This window comes from Pedobacter ginsengisoli, assembly GCF_030244015.1.
Classification (GTDB): domain Bacteria; phylum Bacteroidota; class Bacteroidia; order Sphingobacteriales; family Sphingobacteriaceae; genus Pedobacter; species Pedobacter ginsengisoli.
In genome coordinates this window covers 193,693-209,519 of record NZ_JASSYX010000001.1, presented here as the reverse complement: position 1 = coordinate 209,519, position 15,827 = coordinate 193,693, and the positions used below count along the sequence as shown (strand labels likewise).

Sequence of the window (15,827 nt, the reverse complement as noted above, 5' to 3'; positions counted from 1 at the left end):
GACAAGATAGCCTTCGTCGCGTATGGCTAAAAGATACCCGTCATTGCGGGCACGAAGCAATCTCACACTATAATGAGATTGCTTCGTGCCCGCAATGACGATTCTAATGAACAGTCTTAAGTTTAAGCAACCTCTCCTATTTTATAAAATGACTGACCCCAATTCTAATCCTGACACCCATTCCAAACCTGACTTCGATTCTAAGCTCGATTCCAGGGCTGCATCGCAGAGACTGGCGCAAGTGGTAAAACACACGCCATTGATATACAATTCAAAATTATCTGAAAAATACGAAGCTGAGATCTATCTGAAGCGTGAGGACCTGCAAGTGGTGCGTTCTTACAAATTGCGTGGTGCCTACAACATGATCAGTCAGCTCAGTGCTGAAGAACTGAGCCGTGGTATTGTTTGCGCAAGTGCTGGTAACCATGCCCAGGGTGTTGCGTTTTCTTGTGACAAGCTAGGCACAAAGGGCGTCATATTTATGCCTGAAATCACGCCGAGGCAAAAAGTAAAACAAACGGAAATGTTTGGAAACAAAAGTGTGGAACTGGTCCTGGTAGGTGATACTTTTGATGACTGCCTGATGGAGGCCCTGGCTTATACAGCGGCAAACAACATGACTTTCATCCCTCCTTTTGACAATTACAGCATTATCGAGGGACAGGGTACCGTTGGTGTAGAGATACTGGAAGATCTTCCGGATGTTGAGGTGGTCATTATGCCGGTTGGCGGTGGCGGTCTTTCTGCAGGAGCCGGTACTTATTTGAAAAAAGAAAGACCCGGCATATTACTGGCAGGTGTGGAACCAGAGGGTGCTCCTTCTATGATGAAAGCTTTTGAGCACGGTGGCCCGGTCACCCTGCCTGAGATTAACCGTTTTGTAGATGGTGCCTCTGTAAAGCGTGTGGGTGAGCTCACTTATGAACTTTGTATCCGGGTGCTGGATGACATCCTGCTGGTGGCCGAAGGAAAGATCTGTACTACAATATTAAAATTATATAATGAAGATGCCATCGTTGTGGAGCCAGCCGGAGCCTTATCGGTAGCTGCGCTTGATGCTTATAAAGATAAAATAAAAGGTAAAAAAGTAGTTTGCGTCATCAGCGGTGGAAATAATGACATTGAGCGTATGCAGGAGATCAAAGAGAAATCTTTGCTATATGAAGGTCTGAAGCATTATTTTATTGTTCGTTTCCCGCAAAGACCGGGTGCGCTGAAATTGTTTGTGAACCATGTCCTTGGCCCTCATGATGACATCACCCGGTTTGAGTTTATCAAGAAAACCAATAAGGAAAACGGACCCGCCCTGGTTGGTATAGAATTGGCTGACCGGGCAGATTATGAGGCTTTGGTGCTGAGAATGCAGGAATTTAAGTTCGAAATTATTGAACTAAATAATGATCAGACATTGTTTGAATATTTGGTTTAAACTTTTTTCAGCCAATATTGTTTTGTAATATGAATTCATAATGCTTGCATAACATTTTAATTACAGAATGGGGAAATGGTGGGCTGCCAATTTTAATGGCAGCAGATTTGCTTTAATTATACGAAACACACAAATCATGAAAAAATTACTCTTAATCCTACTCTGTACCACCACGCTGGGCCTGGTGTCGTGCAAAAAAGACACCATCGTTCAGGAGACACCGAACAGGACGATTATCATTACTATTCAGCCGAATCAATGGTTACCTTCGACAAATGGACGAACGTTCACCGCGGAAATAAATATCCCTGAAATTGATGCGTTAAATGTTGATATTGAAGGTATTCTGGTTTATCTTGATCACCCTGTAAATCAAAGCAGTTATATTCAGCTGCCTTATGTATATGAAGGGGCTTCTTACAGCTATGAGCATTTCGAAGGAGGGATCGCTATAGATATTCAAAGATCTACTTTTGCCACTGAGAACCCAACCAAACCAACAGTTCCCATCAGACTTAAAGTGGTCCTTATTCCGTCACAGGACGTTACCTAATACCGGATTTTACAACATTAAAAAACGGCCAATGTTCGCCTGAACGTGGTCGTTTTTTTTATGCTCACCCCTGTTCAGCTGTATCGCCCTGATCTTTACCCCATTCCGCTCCAGCAGCAGTTCTTCATAAAAACCTTTATAATAAACATCTTTTACCTCAAAGCGGCGGCTGTTCCAGGAGTTTTTCAGCTCTACCCATTCCGGGTAAAATACGGCTTGCCCGTCATTGATCTCGAGCCCAAGCTTCTTTGCCGCTTCTGTATCCAACACAACTGCATTGCCAAGGATCTGCGCGGTATAAATATGATCAGGATGGTTGTAAATATGGGCCGGTGCCCCCTTTTGCAATAAACGGCCTTCCTTAATAATCAGCAATTCGTCTGATAGGAACAATCCGTCTGCCGGGTCATGAGAGACCATCACTACGGTAACCCCGGTTTCGGCAGCTATTCTTTTGATGTCCGCACGCAGCTGGTTTTTCAGCAATGCGTCAACCTGGCTAAAAGGTTCATCCAGCAGCAGAACAGTCGTATCGCTGATCAGTGCTTTTGCGATGGCTACACGCTGCTGCTCTCCTCCGCTGAGCTGTGTGATCTTTTTATCTCTGAGATGTTCTATGTGCAGGTGCTGCATCATCTCTATGGTCTTTTCCTGCTTGGACCTTACATCGGTGTTGGACAGCATCGAAGCAATGTTGTCATAAACCTTGGCGTAGATGTTCAGTGAAAAATCCTGCGTCACCATCTTCATTTCCTTATGACCTGGTATCAGCTGTTCGTCAGGCCCCAGGATTCTTTTTCCGTTGAAGAGCACCTCACCGTCGTCCACCTTCAGCAATCCATAGATGCATTTGAGCAAGGTGGATTTACCGCTTCCGCTTTCTCCGATAATGGCAACGATGCTCCCCTTCTTTATTGAAAAACTAATGTCCTGAACACCCGATACCTGATCGGTCTGATATTGTTTGGTAAGGTTGTTTACACTGATGATCTGATCTTCCACATCTCAAAGATAAATAAACATCCGGCAATAGGCAGACACAAAAAAATCCTGTAGCAGAGGCTGCCACAGGACCAGGTGTTATTTGTGTGTTTATAGGTGTTAATTTTTAATTCAGTCCCAGGGTAATTCCGAATGACATATTCCTGATTCCTTTTTGAGGTGCACTGGCAAACATATCGTTCATGTAATATTTAGCAAAAATGCCCAGGCCGCCGTATCCTAACCTGACCGTTCCTCCATAGCGGAAAGGCTCAAAATTATAGTCGTCTTTAAATTTCTGTTTGCCGCGCTCATTACTGATCTGTTTTACTTTTGCATTCAGCAGAAAGGCTACCTCCGGTCCGAACACGAAGTAAAAACGCTTACCATTGTCATTCTCTTTGGTGCGCAGTTCAAAGTTGAGCGGAATGTGCACATAACTGTTGGAAAATCTGTTCTTCGAGAATTGGATGGTATCAGTCACATAAGTAAGTGCCGGTTGATTTGGCTGCATGGTGATGTTCTTTTTCAGACGGATCAGTGTCCAGTCGAAGCCACCGGCGATATAAATCTTAAAGTTTGAATTGAACCGGTAACCGAGTTGCAGCACATCAAATGAAACGGTACTGGTTTTACTGGCTTTATAATCTAAAAAATCGTTTTCCGGGGACAGGGTAAAGTTGCCGTTATCAATCAGCTTCGAAAAACCAAGATCAAAACGTGTTAAGGTAATGCCGCCTACAAAACGTGCTTTGTTTGATTTAGCTTTCCGGACACTGTCGTCTTTGGAGCGCTCTTCGTCTTTGATACCCAGGGTCATGCTAAACCTGGTACTGCGTTTGCCCTTGGTTGTTGTGGTCGTTGTAGTGGTGGTGGTCACAGTATCCTGCTGTGCACTGGCATTTGGAGCTATAGCACCGGCAAGTCCGCTTGCCATAAGTGCTGTTAATATCAGACGTTTCATATCGTTGTGTGTGTTTATTTGTTTGATCTTTTGCTAAATCTTATAATTCCCAGGTTCAGGGATACCAGCGATGAGTTGTCGTCATCCGTATCAAACTGAACGATTTTATTTTCTCTTTTATCTACTTTATTCACTACGAAGTTGACCAGGTCACCAACGTTTCTTATCCCTCTATGCTCCTGCGATGATGATGCTGTTAGCGCTTCCGGGTCATTGTCAGAAAGGTCCGCACTTGCGATCATCACTTCATTTACAGCAACCGTTTTATTCTCTGGCTCCGCATTTTCTGCGGCAGGCACTTCCGGTTTCTTAATATCAGGACGGCTATCCACGGTATTTGGTTGCACTGCAAACAGATTATTTTTTTCCTCAGCCGCATCGTATCTTGGCGCAATGACCAGTGGCGTACTTATGTTCGCTGTGTCCTGATCCGCCGCCGCTACACTGCTGATCAAAATCTGGTCTGCCGAAACCGGAACGGTATCTTTTAAAACAACTTCAGCTGCTGCAATTTCGCCTTTAGACTGCAATCTGATTTTCTCCGTTTTCGGGGTCAGCAGGCCAATGCCCACTGTCATTAATATTACCGCAGCCACAGACCACCAGTAAACCAGCGCTGCATGTTTGCGCTTAGGCTCCAGTTGTTCCGCTATATTTCCCCAAAGGTTTGCAGATGGTTGCACCTCCGCTTCTTCAAACCTGTCTTTAAACAACTGGTCAAATTCCTTATCCTGCATGTGTTGCATAATTTATGCCCTCCATTCTTATAATTTCTTCTTTTAATATCGCCCTTGCCCTCGATAACTGTGATTTACTTGCTCCTTCTGAAATACCGAGCGTTTCTGCTATTTCTTTATGCGAATACCCTTCTATGATGTACATATTAAATACCAGTCTGTATCCGTCAGCCAGTTTCTGGATGACCTTCATCAGGTCCTGCATACCCAGCCTGCTAAAATCAAATCCTGTTGCGGGCTGCTCATATGCGTCCTCAATGGGTACAACATTCATGGCTTTCAAATTTTTACGGTAGCTTTCAATTGCCGTGTTGACCATGATCCTCCTGATCCAGCCCTCAAAAGACCCGTCTCCTCTATATTCTTTCACCTTTTGAAAAACTTTAATATATCCCACCTGCAATGTATCTTCTGCCTCCATCCTGTTTTTAGCATAGCGCATACAAACGGCCATCATCTTAGCTGCAGTCTGCTTATAAAGCGCCTCCTGCATCTTTCTGTTGCCGGCTTTGCAGCCTTCAAGCAATTCATCTATACTATATTGCGTCAATTTCATTTCGTGTTTGGTACATAGAAGATGGGGCAATCCTCAAAAAGGTTGCACGGCAATGAAGATAAATATAAAATAATTTTCGGGGGAGGCACAGACCTAGCAGTCGTGCTTTTTTCGGTAGTGCTTATACCATTTTACAGCAGCCATGATGACTGCGGAGAATACGATCAGACCTATCAGACCATAGATCCAGTTTACAGCGCTTTTAAGCACCACTGTAAACACAATAGCTACAAGGAGTATAGTTGCCACCTCATTCCATAACCGCAGCTTAAATGAGCTGATTTTGCATGTGCCATTTTTTAACTGCTTCATAATGTTCTGACAAATAAAATGATAGATCAGCAAAAGGACTACAAAACACAGCTTGACATGCAGCCAGGGCTGCTGTAACAACGCAGGCCTGATTAAGATCATCGACACACCTGCCAGTACGGTAAGTACCATGGCAGGTGTAGTGATGATGTGCCAAAGCTTTGCTTCTATTTTTTCGTATTCCTTTTGAAGGATCATACGTTCTATTTCCGGGCGGTCACCGGCTTCGGTATGGTAAATGAACAAACGTACACTATAAAACAATCCTGCCATCCAGCTTACTACGAAGATGATGTGAACAGAAAGGACATAATAGTAGTACTGGTCCATTGTTATGTTTTAGTATTTAAAGTCTTTAACAACCTCAATCGCATATTTCACGTTATCAAAAGGGATATCAGGCATAATGCCATGTCCCAAATTGAAAATAAAACCCTGCTCATTCCTCATGCGTTCAAACAATCTGAGGATTTCTTTTTTGATCACTGGTTTATCCGCATACAGAATATGCGGATCCAGGTTACCCTGCACCGCAATACCTGCAGGCAGACTGTTTTTAATATTCAAAAGATCTGCGTTCCAGTCTACCGAGATCACATCAGGTCTGGCTTCTGCCATGATCGGTGCAAACACCGAACTGCCTTTGCAGAAAGAAATGACAGGAATATCTTTTCTGTTCAGATTTCCAATGATCTCCTGAATGTAGCGGTGCGAAAATTCCTGGTAATCGTTCCATGACAATGCAAGCGCCCAGCTGTCAAAGATCTGTACCGCGTTTACGCCTGCAGCAATTTGCAGGTTCAGATAACCGGCAGTCACCTTAGCGATCTTTGCCAATAGCTTGTGCGCAAGCTCCGGATGATTGTGCATCAGTAATTTGGTGGTTTTAAAATCTTTAGAAGAGCCACCCTCAACCAGGTAGCTCATGACGGTAAATGGCGCACCGGCAAAACCGATCAGGGGAATACTGCCGTTCAGGCGTTGCTGAATAACTTTGATGGCGTCGGCCACGTACTGCAAACGGTCCAGTACATCCACCTCCAGCGCCTCTATATCGGCAAGGTTACGTACAGGATTGGCAAATTTAGGCCCTACCCCCTGCGTAAAGCTTAGATCTCCGCCCATTGCTTCAGCGGTCACCAATATATCAGAGAACAAGATCGCGGCATCTATACCCAGCAGGTCAACAGGCAGCATCGTTACGTCAGCTGCGATCTCCGGGGTTTTGCACATCTCCAGGAAGGAATACTTGTTTTTGATCTCCCAGTACTCCGGCATAAAACGACCTGCCTGCCGCATCATCCATACCGGCGGGCGTTCTGTTTGCTTTGAAAATGCTGCGTCTAAAAATAAATTGTTCATCTAAATTCTAATTGGTTTATAAGCGGTTTGCTTCTATCTCTATTTTATTAATTATCTCTTGTGCTTTTGGGGTACCGGCCATTTCTTTAGCCTTAGCGATATAAGCCCTGCTCCGTTCCCCGTCTTTTTTACGCAGGGCAAGGTTGGCCAGGTGGATCATCACAAATGCCTTATCGTTCTTACCACCCAGGGGAAAACGGCTGGCAATCTGGAAATGATGCTCGGCGACATCGTATTCTTCTTTTTTGAGAGCAATATTGGCCTTCATAAATTCATAGTACCCTCTTCGGTTTCTCGCCAGTCTGTCCGGGTTGGGTACCTCAGAAAGTAAACGGGTTGCTTTTTCATGATCGCCTTTTTGAAAATACTTTGAGGCCAGCACCACAGAACTGTGCTTAAAATGGCTCCACAATACAAAAGCAAAAAACAGCCCCGCCAATGCGGCCAGCTGTATCTGATCATAAAAAAAGCATGCAGCGGCGGCGAATACAAAAATCGCCATCAATGCATACCTGCCATTGTTATTATACATTAATGAATATCAGTGAATTTATAACCTACTCCCCTTATCGAATGAAAATATACAGGGTTCTTTTGATCCGGTTCAAAGTACTTACGGAAGGTCAGGATAAAGTTGTCAATGGTGCGGGTAGAAGGATATACGTCATAATTCCATACCGTTTCCAGGATCTGCTCGCGTGATACTGCTTCATTCTTGCGCTCGATGAGCAATTTCAGCAGCATGGTTTCTTTTTTGGTCAGGGGGACGATCAGTCCGTCGTCCTGTTTCAGTTCAAATGAATTGAAATAAATGGTTTTATCACCAATCTTATAAGAATTCAGCTCTTTCAGGTCATCAGCTTTCAAACTGCGTTTCACTAAAATACCGACCCTCAGGATTAGTTCTTCCAGGTTAAATGGTTTCACCAGGTAATCATCAGCACCTTTTTTCAGGCCCAATACACGATCTTCACTTGTATTTTTGGCCGTCAGGAAAAGGATGGGTACCTCCGTATTTTCCAGACGGATCGTTTCACATACCTGGAAACCATCCATTTCAGGGAGCATCACATCCAGGATGATCAGGTTAAAACGTTCTTCTTTAAATACTTTAAGGGCCGTTTTGCCGTCTTTTACAGCATGAACTTTGTAGCCTTCAAGTTCAAGGTTTAATTTGATTGCGTCTAATAGATGGTCTTCATCTTCAACCAGTAATATTCTTAATTTCTGTGGCATATCAGTTAAATGTTATTTCAAAAATTGCACCATGTGGTGTGTTATCTTTAACGCTGATGTCAGCGTCATGACTCTGTAGAACTTCCTTAACAATAAACAGGCCTAAACCAGTTCCTTTTGATTTTCTGACATTCTCATCACCAACACGGTAAAATTTATCAAAAATCAGCATCTTTTCGTTATCCGGTATACCTGGTCCTTTGTCAGTTACCCTCAAAAACGGATGCCCGTCTTTTTTTGTCAATTCTACTCCAACTTCCGCACAGGGTCCTGAATATTTAACCGCATTTTCTACCAGATTTGTCACTACCGAAGATAGTGCAAACTGGTCTCCTATGACTTTTACTCCCGGTTTAATCACTGGGTTGATCACCTGTTCACATCCGCAGGAATGGATTTGCAGGCGGTCTGTGATTCTGGTTACCAGGTCAGAAAGGTCAAATTCTTCTTTGGGAAACGAATAAGACCTGTTTTCGATCTTGGTAGCCAGCAGCATGTTCTCCACCAGGTCATCCAGCCGTTCAATATCTTTCAGCGAATTGTTCAGCAAAGAAGTCTGTCTTGCTTTATCCAGGTCACGTTTTACAATGGTCTGCAAAGAGAGCTTAATGGCCGCCAGCGGCGATTTCAACTCATGGGTCACTGACAGCAAAAAGTTCTGCTGCTGCTCTCTCAGCTTATCCTCCTTACTGATCGCCCGGTGTAAAAAATAGGCCCCTACACATAGCAGGAACAAAAATACCGATCCCTCACCCATTACCATCGCCATCCTGTCGCGTTCCAGTTTCACCACAAGGGTTCCCCAGGAGATCAGCTGTACCAGGGAGTACAACAGCAGAAAGTAAAATATAACGATCGATTTTTTCAAAACTATGTGGTTTATATTATAAACTTAGATAAATATACCCATTAATTATTTATTCCTGAATACAACATCGAGACTATCAAATATTGCCCTCTTCGCCTTTTCAAGTTCAATTTTTGTATGCGCTGCAGACACAAATCCTACCTCATAGCCCGATGGCCCAAGGTATATACCCCTGTTCAGCAGTTCCCTGTGCATGATTTTAAATTTCTCCATGCTCGCCGGATCAATATCTTCAGCTGTTTGGATCTTATCTTTATCAGTAAAAGCTATCCAGAAGATCGAACCTACATAAAATACTTTGAGCTTATAATTCCTGGCTGTTGCAAAACGCTGTATACTCTCTGCAAATTCCGTGGCCTTGCTGTTCAGTTCTTTGTAAAAACCGGAACGCAGTAATTCAGTAAGCTGAGCAATTCCCGCGGCCATGGCCACCGGGTTTCCGGATAAAGTACCAGCCTGGTATACACCGCCATCAGGCGAGATATGGGCCATAATTTCAGCAGAGGCTCCATACATTCCTACCGGTAAGCCACCCCCTATAATTTTACCATAGGTAACAATGTCAGGATTTATGCCATAATGTCCTGCCGCTCCTTCAAATCCTAACCTGAATCCGGTGATCACTTCATCAAAGATCAGCAGCGCATTGTTCTCTTTACAGATTTTTTCCAGGAACTTCACATATTCCTCATCCTGCATCAGTAACCCGTTATTGGCAGGTATGCCCTCTATGATCACTGCGGCTACCTGATCTTTAAACTGGATAAAGGCCTGCTCCAATGCCTTTGTATCATTCAAAGCAATCACAATCGTTTCTTCTGCAAAGGATTTAGGCACCCCGGCGGATGAAGTCTCACCAAAGGTGACCAGTCCTGAACCCGCCTTTACCAGCAGGGAATCGCTATGACCATGATAGCATCCTTCAAACTTAATGATCTTATCTTTACCTGTATATCCCCGGGCAAGCCTGATGGCCGACATCACTGCCTCAGTTCCTGAACTGGTAAACCGGATCTTCTCTACAAACCGGTTGTTTTTGATGATCAGTTCGGCAAGTTCATTTTCCAGGGCAGTAGGCGCCCCAAAGCTCATTCCGTTCTGCATCACTTCAGTTACCTTCTCCCGTACCTTTGCATGGTTATGACCCAATATTAAAGGTCCCCAGCTTCCGCAAAAATCTATGAACTGATTTCCGTCAGCATCCCATACAAAACAACCATCTCCTTTTTGGATGAACAATGGTGTACCGTACACCGATTTAAAAGCCCTCACCGGCGAATTTACTCCACCTGGAAAATATTTCTTTGCTTTCTCATACAGCTCCGCCGATTTCTCTCTCGGAATATCCGGTTTGCTCCCCGTATTCATGGGCAATTCGCCTTCATTCCCTGAAAACATTTTTTTTAAAGACTCCAACATAATTTACAACCAGTTCTTTTCAACAATATCTCTTATATGGTACGTTGTGATGATGCTTGCTCCGGCACGCGAAAAAGCATGCATGGTCTCCATCACCACTTTTTGTTCATCTATCCAGCCTTTTTGCGCCGCTGCTTTGATCATGGAATATTCACCGGAAACATTATAACAGGCAATGGGTACGTCTGTGTGCTGCTTCAGATTATGGATCACATCAAGATAAGCCAAAGCAGGTTTTACCATTAAAACATCAGCGCCTTCGCTTTCATCCAGCAATGCTTCCCGGAGCGCTTCCTGTCCGTTCCTGAAATCCATCTGGTAGGCCTTTCTGTCACCCTTGCCGGGGGCACAGTCTGCTGCTTCCCTGAATGGCCCGTAATAAGCAGAAGCAAATTTGGTGGCATGACTCATGATTGCAGTATTTACAAATCCTGCTCCGTCCAGAACACTTCTCATTGCCCCTACCCGGCCGTCCATCATGTCAGATGGTGCCAGCATATCAGCCCCTGCCCGCGCATGGGTCAGTCCCATTTTTGCGATCAATTCCACAGTGGTATCATTCTGTACGTAGTCATTTTCCATAATGCCGCAATGACCATGCGTAGTATAAGAGCAGACACATACATCTGTTACAACATATAAATCTTCCCCAAAATTCTTTTTAAGCAGCCTTACTGCCGAGGGCACAAGAGAATGGTCGTGGTATGCAGAACGCGCATCTTCACTTTTCTCATCGCCCACCCCAAAAAGCATGATTTTGTTTACCCCGAGTTTCAAGCTCTTCTCCACATCCCTGATTAAAGTATCCTCAGAAAAATGGCTGATACCCGGCATCGCCTCCAAAGGATGAACCACATTCTTGCCCGGCACAATGAAGTAAGGGTAGATGAACATGTCCTTAGACAACCTGGTTTCTGCAATCATTTCCCTCACTACAGGGTTCTTTCTCAATCTACGCGGACGGTGTAACATAACAATGGTTTATTTTATATCTATTCCGAATACAGCCTCAGCCAGTCCAATCTCATCAGGAGAATAAGGCAGTGTATAAGTTACGCCCATTTCGTCAAACTTCTTGCCTGTTGAATTGCCTATGGCAATTATCTGCTGCCCTGGATCCAGTAAGTTATCCGCAAAATAGGCATCCACATTACTTGGACTGGTAAAGATCAGTACATCAGCATAAGTTTGGTCAATTTCATCATCAACCACAGTTTCGTATATGGGAAGGTCTACTATCTTCGTATCCGCTTTCAGCAATTTCTGAATGCTTAGCAGGGAGTCCTGCGCCCTCGGAAACAATACGGTTTTACCGGTTACCAGCTCAGCAAATGCTTCGGCAACTTCGGTTATATCTCCGCTTTCACCAACATAATCTGCCAGTTCACCATGCTTACGCAGTGCGTCTTCAGATCCTCTCCCTACCACCCCGAACTGTACTTTTTTAGACAGCACCGGTTTCAAGTTAAAAAAGTACTCCACAGCGTTTCTGCTGCTGAAAAAGATCCAGTCTATATTTTTCAAATAAAAAGGGTCGAGTACATTGACTATCGGAAAAGTCCGGATCAGAGATCTGCCTTCTATTTCAATACCATGTTTCTCAAGTGCTTTTCTAAAATAATTGTGCTCTCCGATCTCTCTGGATACAAACACCTTTGAGGGTCTTTTCCTGTCAGCGACAAATTTGCTCACTATCTTTTCTGCAAGACCGTCCAGGCTATCCACCCTGTAAAACAAGCGGTCCGGAAAATCTTCGTCAGTTTCTGCTTTGGAAGTCCATACTTCAAATTTTCCGTCTTCTTTTTTGCAATAACAGCCCAAAGGCATATGACAGCCGCCCTCAAAAAGGTTCAGCACTTTTCTTTCCACTGCAATCTCAGCCGCAGTTTCCGGATGATGGATCTTTTGAAGCAATTCAAATAATTCGTTGTCAAGTTCTCTGATTTGTATGGCAAGGGCTCCCTGCGCAGGTGCGGGCACCAGTTCGGTTGTATCTACGACCTCAACATGAAATTCCGAAAGATCTATATTCAAACGATTCACCCCGGCTCTTGCAATCATTATGGCGTCATAGTCCTCATCACGCAGCTTACCGATCCTGGTAGGGACATTACCGCGAAGATCCTCAATATTGAGATCCGGCCTTAGGGCTAGCAACTGGGCCTTACGCCTGTTGGATGAAGTACCCACCATGGCGCCGGTCTTCAATGAAAGTTTTTGGGTTACATCCACACAGTCCTTCAGGATCAGGAGCAGTTCGGAAGGATCTTCACGTTCAGTTACCGCGGCAATAGTCAGCCCCGCAGGATGTACAGTAGGCAGATCTTTATGAGAATGCACAGCAATATCAATGGTACCGCCCAACAGCTCTTCTTCCAGTTCTTTGGTAAAAAAACCTTTGCCTTCCAGTTTATCCAGACGTAAATTTAAAATCTTGTCACCCTGAGTTTTGATGATCTTCAGATCGGCTTCCACACCTATTCCAGCAAGCTTCTCCTTAATGAAGTTGGCTTGCCATAAAGCCAGGTCACTGCCTCTCGTACCTATAGTAAGTCTTTTCACGTTGATGCTATTTTTTTCGCAAATCTAGCTATTCTTTACCAATATCTCCTTTGCCATGACCATTGGTACGCTGATGTATTTTTTCTCCATATAGTTCATCACACGCTCCAGCACAAGCCTTGAATTTTCGTCCAATCCGCTGATTTCGTCGGCAAAGACACCATTGATAGCAGTCTGCTTAATTTCCTTGATCTTTTGAGGTACGCAGCTCATAGCGATCTCTATCTCCCTCTGGCGCAATACCAGTTCAAAATCCTTAATGTTTTCCTCGATGATGTGTTCGGCATTAACAAGCTCGTCGTAGCGTTCCTGGATATTTTTTCGGGCAATCTCTTTCAAAGATTCCACTTCTATAAAATGAACAGGAAAATTCTCAACCACCTCCGGAGCAGTATCATTCGGCACTGCCAAATCCACGATTACCTTTTTACCGGTATCGCCCCTGAGCAGTTTTTTATAGATATCTTCAGTAATGATAGGTTCTGTGGCCCCTGTGCAGGTAATGATGACATCAAAACCTTTATCGTAATTTTCTAATTCTGAGAGCGGGTAAGCTGTTCCGTTTAGGTTTTTAGCCAGCGATGTGGCATTTTCAAGAGTTCTGTTGAATACAGAAAAGTTGGAGTATTTGTGTTTTTTGAGGTACTGGGCAATGAGTTTGTTGGTTTCTCCGGCGCCGATGATCAGGAGTCTGGCTTCACTGGAGCACATCTTGAGGTCCCGGAGCTTGCGATAAGCAAGAGAGACAATCGAGACCGGGTTCTTGGAGATATTGGTGTGCGTATAAACCTCCTTGGCAGTCTTGACGACCCTGTTCATGATCATGCGCATATAGTCACCCGTGAAACCGGCCACACGACACGCTTCGTACGCCTTCCGGATCTGCGCCAGGATCTCTTTCTCTCCTACCACGAGACTTTCCAGCGAACATGATGTGCGCAGTAAATGATTGAAAGCCTCAGCCTGCTCATATACAGAAACCTTGTCAATAAAATCATCCATATACTTTTCAGGCAGCCCCATATCCAGAACAGTCAGAAAACGACGGATGAAATCTTTATCGATACTATTTGAAGAAGTGAATACGAACTCGACCCGGTTACACGTTCCTACATAGAATATTTCTTTGACTCCGAGTACAGATTGGATATTTCTCAACCTATCATCCAGCGTCTGCTCACATATCACCAACTTGCCCAGCGATTGCAGGTCAATATGTTTGTGCGTAAAAGCAATAATCTTTAAATATTCCAAAATGTGTTATCCTGTTTATTTTTAGCGAAACAAAAGTAACAACCGGATGCCGTTCCACTGTCATTAAGCTGTAATTAAGAGCTATTTAGAAAGATTTTAAATTGCAGCATCATCTGTCAAACATCGGTCGAAAAAATTTGTTATATTGGCTAAACCTCATAACAGCAGTTATATATGATACAAAAAGAGCAGTTTAAGCTGTCCGGTGCGGAAGGAAAAACCATATTTGGCGATTATACTTATGACGATAAAAACACAATAAAAGGCACCATAATTTTTGTCCATGGGTTCAAAGGGTTCAAAGATTGGGGCGCACATAACCCGGTCGCCGGATGGTTTGCCTCCAATGGCTACCGGTATTTAAAATTTAACCTGTCGCACAGCGGTGTCAAGCTCGAAAATCCCGTTGACGTAACCGACATGGAAACATTCGCCTCAAATACTTTCAGCAAGGAATTTTTTGATGTAGATGCTGTGATCAGCTATACGGCAGAAAAATTCCCTGATAACCCTATTTATTTGATAGGTCATAGCCGGGGCGGCGGCTTAGCCATCGTAACCGCGGCAAAAGATCAGAGGATCAGCAAGCTGATTACCTGGTCCTCCATAGCAGATTTCTCCAGCTTATGGAAAAAAGAACAGGAGAAAGAATGGATTCGTACCAGCACGATCAAGGTGATAAACGCCCGTACACACGAAGCAATGCCATTGAACAGTACGCTTTTACATGATTTCAGAAAACACAAGGAGGAATTTGATATTTTAAAGGCAGCAGAACGGGTCTCCGTTCCCTGGCTGATCCTGCATGGAGATCAGGATGTGAATGTTGACTTTAGTGTAGCGCAGCAGCTGGCACAACGACAGATCAAGGCAAAGATCTACAAAATAGAAGGCGCCAATCATGTTTATGGCGCCTCCCATCCTTATACTTCTGACTGCTTGCCCGATCACTTACAGCAGGCAGCCGAAAAAACATTAGATTTTATTTTACAGTAAATGAGGCCGAAACGTCTCCCCAGTCCAAAACAACTTTACCTGATTTGTCAATGGTAAAAGTCATTTTTTCCACGAAGGTCTTTGCTTTTCCGGTCTTTACCGGTACACGAAGAGCGTCATCTGCTTCCTTGTACTCATAAGAACCCCACTGATTTGCGGTCTTGTTAAATATCCACACCCAATCCTGAGCTCCCGGGATAGAGTGCAATGAATATTTACCTGCAGGCAAGGCTTTTCCGTTGATGGTCACATCTTTGTTTACTTCAAATGTAGTAGCTTCATTTGCTCCAGTACGCCAAACTTTACCGTCAAACGGTGCGATTTCTTTACCTACAGTCCTTCCTTTTACCGATGGGGAGCTGTAATCGATTGTAATTGCGGTGCCTGATTTAGTCGTTCCCTTTGCAGTTGCAGGCGGACTCGGGCGTTTACTTTTATCTTCTTTCGGTTTATCCTGGGCAGAAACCGTTACTGCAGTAAACAAAGTCACAATTAGAGACAATACAAATATTTTTTTCATAACATTTAATTTTTTGATTGTTACTAATATAATAAAATATTATTCAATAGAGATACAATAAAGTCGCCTTGTCAT

General features: G+C 43.9%; 17 protein-coding genes. 3 read left to right on the top strand and 14 right to left on the bottom strand.

Going from position 1 to position 15,827, the window contains the following annotated elements:
• Positions 1–148: 148 nt before the first annotated feature.
• Both ilvA and QEP08_RS00810 read left to right on the top strand, forming a co-directional pair.
• The gene (gene ilvA, locus QEP08_RS00815) at positions 149–1,432 is read left to right on the top strand and encodes a threonine ammonia-lyase IlvA (RefSeq protein WP_285054642.1); all 1,284 of its coding nucleotides are present in this window, start codon (positions 149–151) and stop codon (positions 1,430–1,432) included.
• A gap of 136 nt (positions 1,433–1,568) precedes the next feature.
• Positions 1,569–1,985, top strand: a complete 417-nt coding sequence (locus QEP08_RS00810) for a hypothetical protein (RefSeq protein WP_285054639.1) — start codon at positions 1,569–1,571, stop codon at positions 1,983–1,985.
• Positions 1,986–1,994: 9 nt separating this feature from the next.
• Here the strand turns inward: QEP08_RS00810 and QEP08_RS00805 are convergent, their stop codons facing one another.
• From QEP08_RS00805 to hemA, 13 genes are all read right to left on the bottom strand, one after another.
• Positions 1,995–2,987 carry an ABC transporter ATP-binding protein gene (locus QEP08_RS00805; protein ID WP_285054636.1) on the bottom strand — a complete coding sequence of 331 codons (993 nt, stop codon included), beginning with the start codon at positions 2,985–2,987 and terminating at the stop codon, positions 1,995–1,997.
• Between the two features lie 106 nt (positions 2,988–3,093).
• Positions 3,094–3,930, bottom strand: coding sequence for an outer membrane beta-barrel protein (locus QEP08_RS00800; RefSeq protein WP_285054633.1), 837 nt, complete (start codon positions 3,928–3,930; stop codon positions 3,094–3,096).
• A 14-nt stretch (positions 3,931–3,944) separates the two neighbouring features.
• Entirely contained in the window at positions 3,945–4,667 is a 723-nt protein-coding gene (locus tag QEP08_RS00795; protein ID WP_285054631.1) for a hypothetical protein, read from the bottom strand.
• Positions 4,657–5,223: an RNA polymerase sigma factor gene (locus QEP08_RS00790; protein WP_285054630.1), complete on the bottom strand. Its 567-nt coding sequence runs from the start codon at positions 5,221–5,223 to the stop codon at positions 4,657–4,659. Before QEP08_RS00790 ends, QEP08_RS00795 begins: the two co-directional genes overlap by 11 nt.
• A 93-nt stretch (positions 5,224–5,316) precedes the next feature.
• Positions 5,317–5,865 carry a protoporphyrinogen oxidase HemJ gene (hemJ, locus tag QEP08_RS00785; protein ID WP_285054628.1) on the bottom strand — a complete coding sequence of 183 codons (549 nt, stop codon included), beginning with the start codon at positions 5,863–5,865 and terminating at the stop codon, positions 5,317–5,319.
• A 9-nt stretch (positions 5,866–5,874) separates the two neighbouring features.
• Positions 5,875–6,897, bottom strand: a complete 1,023-nt coding sequence (gene hemE, locus QEP08_RS00780; RefSeq protein ID WP_285054625.1) for a uroporphyrinogen decarboxylase — start codon at positions 6,895–6,897, stop codon at positions 5,875–5,877.
• Between the two features lie 16 nt (positions 6,898–6,913).
• Positions 6,914–7,429: a hypothetical protein gene (locus tag QEP08_RS00775; RefSeq protein ID WP_285054623.1), complete on the bottom strand. Its 516-nt coding sequence runs from the start codon at positions 7,427–7,429 to the stop codon at positions 6,914–6,916.
• Positions 7,429–8,133: a response regulator transcription factor gene (locus QEP08_RS00770; RefSeq protein WP_285054621.1), complete on the bottom strand. Its 705-nt coding sequence runs from the start codon at positions 8,131–8,133 to the stop codon at positions 7,429–7,431. Before QEP08_RS00770 ends, QEP08_RS00775 begins: the two co-directional genes overlap by 1 nt.
• A 1-nt stretch (position 8,134) precedes the next feature.
• Positions 8,135–9,001 carry a sensor histidine kinase gene (locus QEP08_RS00765; RefSeq protein ID WP_285054619.1) on the bottom strand — a complete coding sequence of 289 codons (867 nt, stop codon included), beginning with the start codon at positions 8,999–9,001 and terminating at the stop codon, positions 8,135–8,137.
• A gap of 45 nt (positions 9,002–9,046) precedes the next feature.
• Positions 9,047–10,420 carry a glutamate-1-semialdehyde 2,1-aminomutase gene (gene hemL / locus QEP08_RS00760; RefSeq protein ID WP_285054617.1) on the bottom strand — a complete coding sequence of 458 codons (1,374 nt, stop codon included), beginning with the start codon at positions 10,418–10,420 and terminating at the stop codon, positions 9,047–9,049.
• A gap of 3 nt (positions 10,421–10,423) precedes the next feature.
• Positions 10,424–11,392: a porphobilinogen synthase gene (gene hemB, locus QEP08_RS00755; protein ID WP_285054614.1), complete on the bottom strand. Its 969-nt coding sequence runs from the start codon at positions 11,390–11,392 to the stop codon at positions 10,424–10,426.
• Positions 11,393–11,401: 9 nt separating this feature from the next.
• A complete protein-coding gene (gene hemC, locus QEP08_RS00750; RefSeq protein WP_285054611.1) occupies positions 11,402–12,982 on the bottom strand; it encodes a hydroxymethylbilane synthase in 1,581 nt (526 codons plus the stop codon).
• A 24-nt stretch (positions 12,983–13,006) separates the two neighbouring features.
• Positions 13,007–14,236: a glutamyl-tRNA reductase gene (gene hemA, locus QEP08_RS00745; RefSeq protein ID WP_285054609.1), complete on the bottom strand. Its 1,230-nt coding sequence runs from the start codon at positions 14,234–14,236 to the stop codon at positions 13,007–13,009.
• Positions 14,237–14,410: 174 nt separating this feature from the next.
• On the opposite strand from hemA, the gene QEP08_RS00740 reads away from it, so the two are divergent.
• Positions 14,411–15,232, top strand: coding sequence for an alpha/beta hydrolase family protein (locus QEP08_RS00740; protein ID WP_285054608.1), 822 nt, complete (start codon positions 14,411–14,413; stop codon positions 15,230–15,232).
• Here the strand turns inward: QEP08_RS00740 and QEP08_RS00735 are convergent.
• Positions 15,219–15,752: a DUF2911 domain-containing protein gene (locus QEP08_RS00735; RefSeq protein ID WP_285054605.1), complete on the bottom strand. Its 534-nt coding sequence runs from the start codon at positions 15,750–15,752 to the stop codon at positions 15,219–15,221. The two genes, QEP08_RS00740 and QEP08_RS00735, sit on opposite strands and share 14 nt — an antisense overlap.
• Positions 15,753–15,827: the final 75 nt, after the last annotated feature.

Excerpts from the sequence above, each read along its gene's own strand:
- ilvA (WP_285054642.1), top strand. The coding sequence starts at position 149 with ATGACTGACCCCAATTCTAATCCTGACACCCATTCCAAACCTGACTTC.
- QEP08_RS00810 (WP_285054639.1), top strand. The coding sequence starts at position 1,569 with ATGAAAAAATTACTCTTAATCCTACTCTGTACCACCACGCTGGGCCTG.
- QEP08_RS00800 (WP_285054633.1), bottom strand. The coding sequence starts at position 3,930 with ATGAAACGTCTGATATTAACAGCACTTATGGCAAGCGGACTTGCCGGT.
- QEP08_RS00795 (WP_285054631.1), bottom strand. The coding sequence starts at position 4,667 with ATGCAGGATAAGGAATTTGACCAGTTGTTTAAAGACAGGTTTGAAGAA.
- QEP08_RS00790 (WP_285054630.1), bottom strand. The coding sequence starts at position 5,223 with ATGAAATTGACGCAATATAGTATAGATGAATTGCTTGAAGGCTGCAAA.
- hemJ (WP_285054628.1), bottom strand. The coding sequence starts at position 5,865 with ATGGACCAGTACTACTATTATGTCCTTTCTGTTCACATCATCTTCGTA.
- hemE (WP_285054625.1), bottom strand. The coding sequence starts at position 6,897 with ATGAACAATTTATTTTTAGACGCAGCATTTTCAAAGCAAACAGAACGC.
- QEP08_RS00775 (WP_285054623.1), bottom strand. The coding sequence starts at position 7,429 with ATGTATAATAACAATGGCAGGTATGCATTGATGGCGATTTTTGTATTC.
- QEP08_RS00770 (WP_285054621.1), bottom strand. The coding sequence starts at position 8,133 with ATGCCACAGAAATTAAGAATATTACTGGTTGAAGATGAAGACCATCTA.
- hemL (WP_285054617.1), bottom strand. The coding sequence starts at position 10,420 with ATGTTGGAGTCTTTAAAAAAAATGTTTTCAGGGAATGAAGGCGAATTG.
- hemB (WP_285054614.1), bottom strand. The coding sequence starts at position 11,392 with ATGTTACACCGTCCGCGTAGATTGAGAAAGAACCCTGTAGTGAGGGAA.
- QEP08_RS00740 (WP_285054608.1), top strand. The coding sequence starts at position 14,411 with ATGATACAAAAAGAGCAGTTTAAGCTGTCCGGTGCGGAAGGAAAAACC.
- QEP08_RS00735 (WP_285054605.1), bottom strand. The coding sequence starts at position 15,752 with ATGAAAAAAATATTTGTATTGTCTCTAATTGTGACTTTGTTTACTGCA.